The sequence below is a fragment of the Sulfitobacter sp. UBA1132 genome (assembly GCF_002311545.1).
Classification (GTDB): Bacteria; Pseudomonadota; Alphaproteobacteria; order Rhodobacterales; family Rhodobacteraceae; genus Sulfitobacter; species Sulfitobacter pontiacus.
The window spans coordinates 1-12,434 of the sequence record NZ_DCAN01000015.1; the positions used below are offsets into that span (position 1 = coordinate 1).

Consider the following 12,434-nt stretch of genomic DNA (forward strand, 5'->3'; position numbering starts at 1 on the left):
CGATTACCCCATGTTTTGCGACCCGCAAGCGCCCTATCAGAAAGGCACGGTCGAGAACACGAACAACAGGCTGCGGAAGTACCTGCCCCGCTCAACCGACCCGACGGCGCTGACAAATCGATATTTGAGATCGATTTGCCACCGCCTCAACGCAACGCCGCGCAAGTGCCTAGACTACTGGACGCCCGCTGAGGTCTTTGAAAGCAGGCTGATGGAAATCAGGAACCGATTGGAATAACATTGCAAATCAGAAATTGCGCTTCAATGTGAGTCCACACTACATCATCGCTCTACGAAACAATAAGGTTTTGCCACTTGAGCTAGCTCAGAATGTGGGCATTTTCTTATTAAAGAACTTCAAGCTACGCGCGATTCTGCCGGAACATTCGCACCAGCAACCAGACGGACAGCGCAAGCATCACAAGCGCGATGGGCGACTTCAGGAGAAACCACGGATCGCCGCCCGAGGCGGTAAAGCTGCCGCGGATCAGCCCTTCGAGGGCCGGGGCCAGCAGGAAACCGATGACAAAAGGCAGGATCGAAATCCCGAGGCGCCGCAGCACGTAGCCAATCAAGGCAAAGACGCAGGCACTCAGCAGGCCGACATAGCCGCCGTCCTGCACATAGGCCGCGGTGAGCGAGACGGTCAGGATCACCGGCAACATCACGTCCTTCGGAATCCGAATGAGACGGCCCAACTGGCTCATCAGGAAACTGCCGACGCTCCAGTTGCAGAAGTTGGCGATCACCATCATCGTAAAGAGGCCGAAGGCCATGACCAGATCGCGGTTCATGATCGTATCGAAACCCTCGATCTCTTTAATCGGAGTGAACCGGAAGACCTGCGGCCCAAAGGCGAAATCGCCAATTGTCTCGACCGCCAGGATAATGAAGACGGCGGCGAAATTGCCAGGAATGCCAAGGCTCATTACTGGAATGAGGTTTGCGCCGGAAACGGCCGAGTTCGCCGATTCCGTCGCCACCACGCCCTCGATCGCGCCTTTGCCGAAGGTGTCGGGAGATTTCGAGCGGCGCCGCGCCGTGTCATGCGACAGGGTCGCGGCGGTAGTGGTGCCGATCCCCGGCAGCGCGCCGATCATCGTGCCGATGCTGGCGCCGCGCAAGATCGCCGGCATCATCCGCCAACGCTCGGCCCAGCTCAGCCGCGGCCCCATTTCGGGAGCGGAGACCGGCCCCTTGGCCGCCGCCCGATCGCGGCGCATGTCTTCGACCGCGATCAGCACTTCGGATAGTACCAGCACGCCCAGTACGCAGGAGGTTAGCGGCAGCCCGCCGCCAAGCTCGGGGATGCCAAGCGTCATGCGCGGCCCGTCGCCCGACATCGTTGTCCCCACGAGTGAAACGAACATCCCCAGAAGGCCGCCTATCAAGCCCTTCAACGGGGCCTTGCCGACAACGGCAGCCATGAAACATAGCGACAGGATAATCAGGGCCGATTTCTCGGGCAGGTCCAGTACCCGCTCCACCGCCACCGCCAGCACCGGGGCGGCGATGAAAAGCACGAGGTCGGAAAAGTTGTCCCCCACGACGGAGGCGAAGTGAGCCGTCTGGATCGCCCTGCGCCCCTGTCCCTTCTGCGCCAGCGGATAGCCGTCGACCGTAGTCAGGAAGGCATCGGGCGTGCCGGGGGTGTTGAACAGGATCGCTGGCACCGCGCCACCCACGGTCGCGCCTTTCATGATCCCCAGGAGGCAGCCCAGCACTGGATAGAGCGCCTCGTTCCCGTAGCCGAAGATCGACACCAGAACCGGCAGCGCGATGGCCATGGCGAAGGGGCCAGACAGTCCCGGGGTGGCACCAACAAGAATGCCGATCACCACCCCGGTCAGCACCATGCCCATAGGCAAAAGCCAAAGGCCGCCATCGGCGGCTGTGAAGACGGAAGTGATTCCGAGCGCGAGATATTGCAGCAATAGGTCCAAGGGGTGTCCTTCAGAGGTCGGCGTTCGGCGGCAGTTGGATGTTGTCGAGCAAGCCGGCAAACAGCAGGATCAAAAAAGCGGTCGAGAGCATGGAGACCACGATGTCCCGCGTCCGGAGACTGCGGCGGGTGATGTAAATATAGCTGGCGCTTAGCGCCGTACCGCCGAGGAAGAACCCGGCCACATTGTAGGGAAACCGCCCCGAGGCCGCTCGGTAGCCGGAGAAATCGGAGAAGCCCGCGGCGTTGCTGGCCCATACCACCATCGGCCCGCCCCATGTCATCAACGCCAGCGAAGCAGTGGTGACGAGACCGGCGCGGGTCAGAAACAAAAGGTTGTCGAGACCGAGACGCCCAACGGGCTCTCCCGCCTTGCGACCTTTGGACCGCAACTCTCCCGCAATCAGCAAGAGCGCCAGCGGCACCATCAGCAGAACCAGTAGCGTGGGAAAGAAGGCGTCACCGGGAATGGTATTGCCGGTCAGGCTCTTCTTTAGGAATCCGCTGCTGATGTCCCGCGGAAACCAAACCAGAAGGCAAAGCGCGACAAGCGCCAGCGTGCCCCCGCCCAGCCAGAGGTTCCAGCACCCCCCAGAGGGGGCGCCTTCATCGGTGTCCACGGGACCTCGCGTCATTCGGCCAGTGCCTTCATCATCGATACGTTGGCCTCATAGGTCGAGAGTATCTGCTCGCGCAGCTCCGCGCCCTGCGTCACGATCGGCGCAGGTGGGTACTGCTTTTCGATGAACTGACGTGTCTCACTCTCGGGGTCGGCGAGGATCTCGGCGATTACGCTGCCGATCTCGTCGCGGATCTCGTCAGGCATGCCCACGGGGGCGGTGATGATATACTGGTAGCCGAGGTTCAGGTCGATGCCCTGATCCATCAGCGTCGGCATCTCCGGGGCGAGCGCGACCGGACCGGTCTCGGCGGAGGAGAGGATCACCAGTTCGCCCGCCTCAACCAGCGGTTTCTGCACACCGCCACCCCAGGCGACGTTGGCGTCCATCGACACCAGCGCATTGAGCGTGCCTCGGCCACCCTTCATGCGCAGGTGGTTCACGTCGATCCCGAGCGCGCGGGCGACGATTTCGGCTCCGGCCTCGACCTGCGTGCCCCAGTTGGCCCACACGATGGGCTCATTGGCGGCGGCAGCCTTTAGGTCGTCGAGCGTCTTCCAGCCACTTTCGGCGCGCGCCAGAACCGCCATCTGCGAGCCTGCGGTCGTGGTGATATAGGTGAAATCCTCGGGCGACAGGTTGTCACTGTTCATCGGCGCGAAATCATAGGTAGTGGTGATCGCAAAGCCCAAGGTCTGGCCGTCGGGTGCCTCTCCCTTGAGCTGCGCCGACATCACGGTGCCGTCGTCGCCCGCCTTGTTTTCGGGGATCACCTGCCAGCCACGGTTGGCCTCGATCTCCTTCGCAAGGGTCCGGCCCTGCACGTCGGTCCCGCCGCCGGCTCCATAGCCGATCCACAGGCGGATCGGGCCGTCAGGGTTCCATTCGGCCAGCGCGGGCCCGGCGGCCAGCAGGGCGGTAGCGGCGGTGGTCATCAGAATACGTTTCATGGTCTCTCCACTGTTGATTGGGTTGTTTGTTTTTTTGGTCGTCAGAAGCCCGGTTTGCTTTCCACCAATTCCATTGGGCGGTGGCCCCGGGGCAATTCGAAGCGTTGGATCAGTTGCAGCCTGTCTTGAGCGTCATGCTCATGGGCGTCCCAGATCATCCCCACATGAGGCGCGGCAAGGTCGAGATGCTGGCACGCCTGTCGCGACAGCAGATCGGCGCGCGCCTCGTGGCGGACTTTGGCGGTTCGGATCTGGAACTGCTCCCAGAGCATGCGATGATAGGAAATCCCGTGCAGTTCTTCCAAGGGACGCGACAGCAGCGCTTCGGCGTGGTCGAACCGCAAGTACATAGTGCCGAAGGCAGGTTGCGATCCGGTGACCCAGACCAACCTGTCGATGCGGATCACCTGCTCGGCTTCGAAGCCGATGAGCAGCGGCCCGGATTCGGCGGTGGGCAGACGCTGGATATCGACAACCCGGGTATAGGGCATCTTCCAATCCCCCGTCTCGGGGTCGCGGAAGCGGTAGACATGCACCTCGGGCACTTGATGACGTGCGTCGGCGATGAAGCTGCCGCGCTTGCGGTGGCGCACGATCAGCCCCTGCTCGACCAGCCGCGACAGGCCCTTTTGCACCGTGGACAGGCCGATGGGCAGCGCGGCGGCGATCTCGGTCTCGCCGGGAAGCTGGCCGCCGGGCGCGAAGGTCCCGTCCTGAATGCAGCGGGTAAACGCCTCGCTCAGACGCAGGTACTTGGGCCGACCCTTGCCATCGGGAGCCGTGTCTTCCCATGCGGTGACCAAGGTCTCGAGGGACAGTCTATCTGACGAGATTTCCATACAACTATCATAGAACGAGGGGTATTGCACTTGTCAACTACGTAGTTAATAATTGTCACAGGAATATATTGCAGCGTTGAGAGGGTGGAGATGAGCGAAGAATGGGCAGTGGCAACCGGACACCCCACCGCCACCGGGGCTGCGGAGCGGGTGCTGCGCGCAGGCGGCAACGCCGTGGATGCCGGGGTGGCCGCCGGGATAGCGCTGGCCGTTGTGCAGCCCGATCTGGTGTCCTTTGCCGGGGTCGCGCCGGTAATCCTCTATGACGCGGCGCGCGAGCATGTGACCAGCTATGACGGTGTCGGGGTCTGGCCGCAGGCCGCTGACGTGGTGCAGATGCAGCGCGATCACGGTGACCACGTGCCCGAGGGCCTGCTGCGCACCGTCGTCCCCGCCGCCCCGGCAAGCTGGATCAAGGTTCTGGCGACCCACGGCACTTTCGGTTTCGGCGATGTCGCGCAAGAGGCGGTGCAGGCCGCCCGCGATGGTTTCGACGTCTATCCCCTGCTGGCCGATTTCATCGCATCGCGGGTGGAAAAATACGCGCGCTTTCCGTCCACGGCGGCGATCTTCCTCCCCGATGGCCGCCCGCCGAAGGTCGGAGAGCTTTTCGTTCAGACTGACCTTGCAAAAACCTTGCAACTGCTGATCGACGCCGAAAGCGCCACCCGTGCCGAGGGTGGAGATCGGCGCGCCGGCCTGGCCGCCGCCCGTGCGGCTTTCTACACTGGCCCGATCGCGCAAAAGATCGTTGCCTTTCACGCCAAGGACGGCGGCCTGCTGCGGGCCGAGGACCTCTCCTCGTACGAGGTCCGCGAAGAGCCTACCTTCGCCGTCGAATTCCGGGGCACGCAAATCCACTGCTGCGGCGCGTGGTGCCAGGGCATCTCAATGGCGCAGACGCTTGCCATGCTAGAGCAGGCCGGCCCTGACGCCACCCGCGACAAGGAACAGATTAAACTGCATTTCTTGCTCGAAGTGCTGAAACGAGTGTTCGCCGACCGCGAAGCGCATGTCACCGACCCTCGCTACATGCAGATCGCCCCCGAGGCACTGCTGGACCCCGCCTTCATCGCAGACCGGCTGCGCAGCATTCAAGAGACCTCCGATCCGCTTCCTGCCCCTATGGCCCCGGCTCTTGCGGCTTCGGGCGAACGCCCGGTGTTCGAGGTAGGCTGCGCCGATACATCTCACGTCAGCGTCATCGACGGTGCCGGCAACATCTTCTCCGCCACCCCGAGCGATCCAAGCTATGACACCGTGGTGATCCCCGGCACCGGGCTGTCGGTCTCCTCACGCGGGTCGCAGAGCCGTGCGATCCCTGGTCACCTAAATGCTCTCGCACCGGGCAAGCGTCCGCGGCTCACACCGAACCCTATTCTGGGACTGAAGGATGGCAAACCTTGGCTCGCCATGGGCACGCCCGGCGGCGACGTACAGGTTCAGGCCATGGCGCAGGTATTGTTAGGCATGCTGGACCACGGACAGGCTCCGCATGCGGCGGTCGAGGCGCCCCGCGTGGCTTCATATGCCTATCCCGGCAGCTTCGCGCCACATGACGTCCATCCTAACAAGGTGCTATACGAAGCCGATCTGCCACTGGAGCAGATAAAGGACTTACGCGCACGCGGACATGATCTCGAAGAATGGCCCGCCCGAACCTGGATGGCGGGCGGGATCTGCATCGCCCTGCGCGACGGGGCCGGCGTGGACGCGGTCGCCGACCCGCGGCGCGCGGGCACGGCCAAAACTGGAGCGAAACCATGACAACGGACATTTGCAAACGCATCGCCGATCAGAACATACCGCTGAAGGAGGCGTTTGACCTCTGCGGTGAAGCTCTCGACAATCAGTTGTTCACCGCGATGCGCTTCCACGCCACAACGATGGAGGTGGAACGCCTTCACTCTACCTTGCCCGAGAGCTACCCCGTCAGCGGTCGCAAACCAAAGCGGGATACGGAATGGGGCAAAAACGTTCTGATCGATCGAAAGATAAACCTCGGTTTCGGGGCCGCTGATATCAGATGGGCATTTTCGGATTACGAAACCATTCTTGGGCTCGGGCTCAATGCTGTGTTGAATGTTCCGATTGTTCGTGACCAATCGGTTTTGGGTACGGTCAATTACTTGCGTGGCGATCCGGCCTTCAGTTCGCGAGAAGTGGAGATCGCAGAACAAGTTGCTGCTGCACTGGCCGATCGAAGTGAACTGCTAAACTAACTTTAATACGCCATGGTGCCGTAAGCATCATTTATTCTCGCCGTCTGTTAATTGTCACCGAAACGCATCTTTGGGCTTATTTTGTTGAAAAACTCTTCCTTAATCGCGGCCTGAACTGCTGATTCAATTCCTTTATTCGGGGGGAGTATTGGCGATGATGGGACCACGACAGGAGGCGCAACCGGCGCTGTTATACGGGTAATCCCCCCCAAAATTAGCGGTGTTCAAAAGTAGAATTTTCTCGGCAAGATATCTGAGGAGATTTACGATGAAGAACGGACGATACAGCGACGCGCAAATCATGGCAGTGTTGAAGCAGGCGGAGGGCGGTGTGCCGGTCTCTGAGCTGTGCCGTGAGCATGGCATGAGCAGCGCCAGTTTCTATAAGTGGCGCGCTAAGTTTGGCGGCATGCACTGCACGGCAGGGTTATGCGTAGCATGATCCCGAGAGTGGACGCGTCCTTGATGTCCGAGATGAAGGATATGGCGGAAGAGAACCGTCGTCTGAAGCGCATGTATGCCGAGATGAGCATGCAAAATGATCTGCTGAAGGAAGCCCTTGGAAAAAAGCGTTAAGGCCGTCTCTGCGACGAGAGATGGCCATGAATGCGGTCGCACGACACGGCGTAAGCATCGCGTCGGCGTGCCGGGCGTTCGAGATCAGCGAGACCTGCTACAGATACAGCCCTGTAATGAGTGACGAGAATGAAGAGATCGCCGATTGGCTGGAACGTCTGACAGCAAACAAGCGCAACTGGGGCTTCGGCCTGTGCTTTCTGTATCTGCGCAACGTCCAGGGTTACGGCTGGAACCACAAGCGGGTCTATCGGATCTACTGCGAGCTGGAGCTAAACCTGCGTATCAAGCCCAAGAAACGCTTGAAGCGGGACAAGCCGGAACCCCTGTCTGTGCCTGATAAGCCCAATGAGACATGGTCGATGGATTTCATGGCGGATCAGCTGGCAGATGGGCGCTCGATCAGGACATTGAACGTGCTGGATGACTTCAATCGTGAGGGCCTATGCATCGAAGTGGACTTCTCGCTGCCCGCAGAGAGAGTGGTCAGAAGCTTAAACCAGATCATCGAATGGCGCGGTCAACCGCAGACAATTCGCGTCGATAATGGCCCAGAATATATTAGTGGTAAGCTGATGGAATGGGCCGAAAAACGCAATGTTCGACTGGAATACATCCAGCCAGGCAAGCCACAACAAAATGCCTACATTGAACGCTACAACCGCACCGTTCGCGGCGAATGGCTTGGGCAATACATCTTCGAAACCATCGAGGAGGCACAAGACCAAGCAACTGAATGGCTCTGGACTTACAACAACGAGCGACCCAACATGGGTATCGGCGGCATGACACCCGCCATGAAACTGAAAACAGCCGCCTGAATTCTACGGCTGGACCCCATTAAAAATGGGGGGATTACCCTACGAGTTCTCGCTGGAGGATCATGTTCCCCAAGATCACCTGCTTCGATCCATTGATCGGTTCGTTGACCTGAGCAGCATCCGCGCCCACCTTGCGGATTTCTACAGCCATACCGGCCGCCCGTCGGTCGATCCCGAGCTGCTGATCCGGATGTTGCTGGTCGGCTATTGCTTCGGCATTCGCTCTGAGCGACGGCTCTGCGAAGAGGTGCATCTGAACCTCGCGTATCGCTGGTTCTGCCGCCTCGATCTGAGCGACCGGGTCCCGGATCACTCGACGTTTTCCAAGAACCGGCATGGGCGTTTTCGCGACAGCGAACTGCTGCGCCACCTGTTTGAGACGACTGTCGCGCGCTGCATCGCCGAAGGACTGGTCGGCGGCCAGCGAATGGCGATTGACGCCAGCCTGATCAAAGCCGATGCGAACAAGCAGAACTCCACGCCGAAGGAAGACTGGGACGCAACGCACATTGATCCGGCTGATGCGCCCCGCGCCGTGCGCGAGTACCTCGACACGCTGGATAAGGCTGCATTTGGCGCGGCCAGCAAGGTGCAGCCCAAGTTCACCTCGCATTCTGATCCCGCCAGCCAATGGACGGCGGCGCGTAAGGGTCCGGCATTCTTCAGCTATTCCGATAACTACCTGATAGACACGGATCATGGTGTCATATTGGACGTCGAAGGCACCCGTTCGATCCGACAAGCCGAGGTTGGATCGACCCAGACCATGCTTTCACGGGTGAAAGCCAAGTTCGGCCTGATCCCCGACTGGATGATCGCCGACACAGCCTATGGTTCAGGCCCCATGCTCGGCTGGCTCGTGGAACGCAAGATCGATCCTTACATCCCTGTGATCGACAAGGCCGGACGCCCCGATGGGACCTGGACGCGCACAGATTTTGACTGGGATGCGCTGAACGACCAATACATCTGCCCCGAGGGCCACGCGCTCAAACAGTTCCGCCGGAATTACTCTGATCCAAGCCGGGGGCCGACGGGCAAGGGCACCGCGCACTATCGCGCATTGAAAGAAGTCTGCCAGCTCTGCCCGTCCAAGCAAAAATGCTGCCCCAACGCTGAGGCGCGCAAGATCACCCGCGAGGAGCACGAAGACGCGCGTCAGGTTGCCAGAGATTTGGCCAAAACTGAAGAGTATCAGATTGCGATGAAGCTCAGAAAAAAGGTCGAAATGCTCTTTGCCCACCTAAAACGCATTCTCGGGCTGGGACGACTGCGATTACGCGGCCCATGCGGTGCAAATGACGAATTCCTCCTCGCCGCAACCGCCCAAAACCTCCGCAAACTGGCTAGGATTTTTCCTGCACCGCAGCAAACGCGCAAAGCCTGATAGGAAAGACGCTCGCGCGCTCTTCAAAGCGCAGCTTTCTGCGCAAGCAACACGCTGTTTTTCCACAGAATGGGCGGAAACCGGTCTTTCGCCGCAGACGCGCCCTATACTTGCCGAGGCAGAGGAAGCCAACATCCACCCCAGTATTGCATGAGATCTTTCGCTGCATCGCCGCAAGGCTGCTCTGAGCCCCTTAGTGACCGTGTCACGCTTGGAGCTATGCGCAGTCGCAACCTCGCATTCTTTACAGGCGACGGCCCAAACCGGAGTTGGTCAAACTCGATATGTTGCACTGGGGCTATCAAGAGGCAGTTATTTGGGAGTTAGTCTTCATTTTTAGGCGTAACACGCACTCTAGAAACTCGACGCGGTTACCGCATGCGAATTCTGGACACTTCGACTTCAAACGATATAGCGGTCCCAACTGCCATAATGCTCCGCGTTGCGCTTTCCACGCGGCAGGGTCAACCCCAGCAGCGCGACGCCCGACAGCACACCGATCAGGCTGCCCGCGATGGTGCCGCCTCCCAGAACCCAAGGTGCCACGATCAGCCACAGCCCAAAGCCAATGTTCAAAAACCGAAACGGCCGCGCAACTTCGGCCCAGGCGATGACAGCGGTCGTCAGCACCAATGCGCCAACCAAGTGATCACTGCCCGCCAGCGGCAGGGCATTGTCAAAAATCGCACGCGACAACATCAAAAACAGGCCGATGGCAGCGCTCACCCCTAAGGTCCAAGGCACAGTGACCCCCCGCGCACTTTGCCGGGCGATCTCGCGAGGGTGCGCATCAAAACTCATCGTGCCGCCTTTGCTTGAGCCCGGCAGCGCATCGCCCCGGAAAAACGCCCGCCAAAAGGGGCGCCCACGGCGGGTGTTCCAGACCATGAACTGCAGCATCGCGACGATTTCATCCAAAGAGAACGGGATCATGATCAGCATCGCGGCGGCGGCCAGCAGACAGATCGTGCAATAGGTTCCGATTGCGATGGGCTGGATGATAATAAAATAGATGCTGATCACCCCCAGCGGACCTACGACAATGCCAAAAAGCGCCACCATCCACGGCATCGTGCGCCAGCGCATACGGCTGCCCATAACCCCCATAAGGATCTCGAACATATAGCTCATCGCCCCCAAGCCACCGTCAGCGATGGGCCAAGCCTTGGAGACATCTGAGGTAACAATATATTCGCTGCCGTTGAGGTTGGATGGAGAGGAAAAGAACGGCTCCCAGATTCCATCGACATGCCCCAATTGATAGGCCGAGAGAATGCGCGATAGCAGGAAACCGACCACCCCGAGCGCGATAATTGGCACCCGCTGGACGTAAGTGGAGGGGCAATAGGTCCACCCCGGCGGAATGTCCCCGTCGTCCATCATGCCCTCGCGCGACATGCCGGGCATCATCGGGATCAGGATCGTCAGCGCGATCACCAGCGCGCCGATCAGGGTGTCATTGGCATAAACCGCAGGGTCAGGCGTCCAGAACACCAAGGGCGCGGCAAGCAGCCAGACCCCAAGCGCCGCATTCGCCCATTGCGCCCAACCGTTGCCGGGTTTCATCGAGATGAAGGCCAGCGCGGTGATGGCCAGACCGGTAAAGACATTGTTCCACGCCGTAAGCCAACTGCGCATTGAAGCCGCCCAGAGCCCGCGATCTTCGGTCACGCGCTGCACGGCGGCGCTGAATTCGGTCTGGTCAAATGTTCCGAACACCGAGGGCGCGGTGGCGAGCCAGAGGCCCAATGCCGCAACCAGCCAATGCACCCAAAGCATTTGGAAATGCATCATGCGCATATGTTTGTCGTGCTCGCGCACAGCAATTTGCTGTCCGGCGGCACCCTCGTCTTTCTCCTCGGCTGCAGCCTTTTCTGCCGCCTGCTCCACCTTGGCCGCAGAAACCCGTGCGGCGTTCAAGCCGTTGTCCTTATACCAGCGATACGGATCGTCTTTCAGCTTTTGCAGCATGAGGGGCATATCGTGACGCAGGCTGTGCTTCGGGGTCCATCCCAGATGCTCCTTAGCCTGTGACAGATCAAGCTCGTAGTGATCGCTGGAGATATCCACCATCCACGCACGGATAAAGGCGTCCTCGCCAAAAATGCGGTTCTCGGCCCATGCCCCAAGTTTCGCGGCGGCGGGCGGGATATTCCATGTCACCCAATCTTCGCCATGCAGTTCGCGTCCGATCAACCGCTGCAATTCGCCAAAGGGGATTGGCTCAGCTTCGCCCAACAACACGGGAAAGACTTCCGGCAGGGTCTGGCGGCGGTCGACGATGCGTTCAATGGCATTGAGGAGATCGTCGAGATGCAAAAACGCCTGTCCGCGGGACAGGTCACCGGGATAAACTTTAGCGCTCAGCCGCTTTTCGTAAATACGGGATATTTGATGAGCCAAGAAGGTCGAATGCCCGTCATCATCGTAGATGCCAGCAGGCCGCATGAGAACAAGTTTTTCCTCGCCCTTTTCCTCGCGCAACATCGCCTCGGTGCGGATTTTCGAGGCGCGGTAGGGCAGCTTGGGGTCGAAGGGTGCTTCTTCGTCTATCTTGTCGCCTTGCACGGTGGGCGCATGTGCCAGCATGGTGGAGGTGAAAATGAATTGTTCCAGCTCGAAATTTTGGAGCCCTTTCAGCAGCCGCTTGCTCCCCTCTACCGTCACCGCGTCATAGGCCGGATCGTCCTCCCCGCTCAGGTCAAAAAACGCCGCAAGATGGACGCAGGCCGCGATACGGTCTCCGTAGGCCAACCGCAGTCGCGCCAAGGCTTTGTCGACGCTGCCCTGGTCAGTGATGTCGAAACAAACACATTCAGCCTGATGGGGCGGATGCGGGGGCGAGCTGCGGTCCAACCCCACAACGCGGTAATTTTCGTGCAATCGCTTAACGACCGCCGCACCAAGATAGCCGCTTGATCCGGTCACGACGACGACTGGCTTATCCGACGTTTCCATACCCCACCTATCGTCTTACTTACGCAGATATTTAACCAACGCCGCGATCACCAAAACCAAAAGCACGATAACCAGAAGCCAGCCGACCCCCATGCCAAACATCATGCCCCCGCCCATCA

9 protein-coding genes and 1 pseudogene are annotated in these 12,434 nt (G+C 59.9%); 5 read left to right on the top strand and 5 right to left on the bottom strand.

All coding sequences use genetic code 11. The annotated features are described in order from the left end of the window. Positions 1 to 238, top strand: a 238-nt coding sequence (locus B4F27_RS11515) for a transposase (RefSeq protein WP_414717699.1), incomplete at its 5' end; no start/stop codon positions are given. Between the two features lie 124 nt (positions 239 to 362). On the opposite strand, the gene B4F27_RS11520 is transcribed toward B4F27_RS11515, so the two are convergent. Genes B4F27_RS11520 through B4F27_RS11535 form a run of 4 tightly spaced genes read right to left on the bottom strand, consistent with a single transcriptional unit; the run spans position 363 to position 4,351 of the window. Next, positions 363 to 1,943, bottom strand: a complete 1,581-nt coding sequence (locus B4F27_RS11520; protein WP_286759718.1) for a tripartite tricarboxylate transporter permease — start codon at positions 1,941 to 1,943, stop codon at positions 363 to 365. Between the two features lie 10 nt (positions 1,944 to 1,953). After that, positions 1,954 to 2,577, bottom strand: coding sequence for a hypothetical protein (locus B4F27_RS11525; protein ID WP_286759719.1), 624 nt, complete (start codon positions 2,575 to 2,577; stop codon positions 1,954 to 1,956). Then, positions 2,574 to 3,512: a tripartite tricarboxylate transporter substrate binding protein gene (locus B4F27_RS11530; RefSeq protein WP_286759720.1), complete on the bottom strand. Its 939-nt coding sequence runs from the start codon at positions 3,510 to 3,512 to the stop codon at positions 2,574 to 2,576. The genes B4F27_RS11525 and B4F27_RS11530 overlap by 4 nt, the downstream gene beginning before the upstream one ends. A gap of 41 nt (positions 3,513 to 3,553) precedes the next feature. Further along, positions 3,554 to 4,351: a GntR family transcriptional regulator gene (locus B4F27_RS11535; RefSeq protein WP_074637749.1), complete on the bottom strand. Its 798-nt coding sequence runs from the start codon at positions 4,349 to 4,351 to the stop codon at positions 3,554 to 3,556. Between the two features lie 90 nt (positions 4,352 to 4,441). Between B4F27_RS11535 and B4F27_RS11540 the strand changes: the two genes are divergently transcribed. From B4F27_RS11540 to B4F27_RS11555, 4 genes and pseudogenes are all read left to right on the top strand, one after another. Continuing rightward, on the top strand, positions 4,442 to 6,118 hold the full coding sequence (locus B4F27_RS11540) for a gamma-glutamyltransferase family protein (protein ID WP_074637748.1): 1,677 nt from the start codon (positions 4,442 to 4,444) through the stop codon (positions 6,116 to 6,118). After that, positions 6,115 to 6,573, top strand: coding sequence for a GAF domain-containing protein (locus tag B4F27_RS11545; RefSeq protein ID WP_005848481.1), 459 nt, complete (start codon positions 6,115 to 6,117; stop codon positions 6,571 to 6,573). Before B4F27_RS11540 ends, B4F27_RS11545 begins: the two co-directional genes overlap by 4 nt. Positions 6,574 to 6,841: 268 nt before the next feature. Then, positions 6,842 to 7,970: pseudogene (locus B4F27_RS11550) on the top strand (IS3 family transposase). Positions 7,971 to 7,995: 25 nt separating this feature from the next. Further along, the gene (locus B4F27_RS11555) at positions 7,996 to 9,357 is read left to right on the top strand and encodes an IS1182 family transposase (RefSeq protein WP_286759721.1); all 1,362 of its coding nucleotides are present in this window, start codon (positions 7,996 to 7,998) and stop codon (positions 9,355 to 9,357) included. Between the two features lie 402 nt (positions 9,358 to 9,759). Here B4F27_RS11555 and B4F27_RS11560 read toward each other — a convergent pair whose 3' ends face one another. After that, on the bottom strand, positions 9,760 to 12,315 hold the full coding sequence (locus B4F27_RS11560; protein WP_286759722.1) for an NAD-dependent epimerase/dehydratase family protein: 2,556 nt from the start codon (positions 12,313 to 12,315) through the stop codon (positions 9,760 to 9,762). Positions 12,316 to 12,434 lie beyond the last annotated feature (119 nt).

What these genes read in the sequence shown, in the direction of transcription:
- B4F27_RS11560 (WP_286759722.1), bottom strand. Translation starts at nt 12,315, where the DNA reads ATGGAAACGTCGGATAAGCCAGTCGTCGTCGTGACCGGATCAAGCGGC.
- B4F27_RS11555 (WP_286759721.1), top strand. Translation starts at nt 7,996, where the DNA reads ATGGGGGGATTACCCTACGAGTTCTCGCTGGAGGATCATGTTCCCCAA.
- B4F27_RS11535 (WP_074637749.1), bottom strand. Translation starts at nt 4,351, where the DNA reads ATGGAAATCTCGTCAGATAGACTGTCCCTCGAGACCTTGGTCACCGCA.
- B4F27_RS11540 (WP_074637748.1), top strand. Translation starts at nt 4,442, where the DNA reads ATGAGCGAAGAATGGGCAGTGGCAACCGGACACCCCACCGCCACCGGG.
- B4F27_RS11530 (WP_286759720.1), bottom strand. Translation starts at nt 3,512, where the DNA reads ATGAAACGTATTCTGATGACCACCGCCGCTACCGCCCTGCTGGCCGCC.
- B4F27_RS11545 (WP_005848481.1), top strand. Translation starts at nt 6,115, where the DNA reads ATGACAACGGACATTTGCAAACGCATCGCCGATCAGAACATACCGCTG.
- B4F27_RS11525 (WP_286759719.1), bottom strand. Translation starts at nt 2,577, where the DNA reads ATGACGCGAGGTCCCGTGGACACCGATGAAGGCGCCCCCTCTGGGGGG.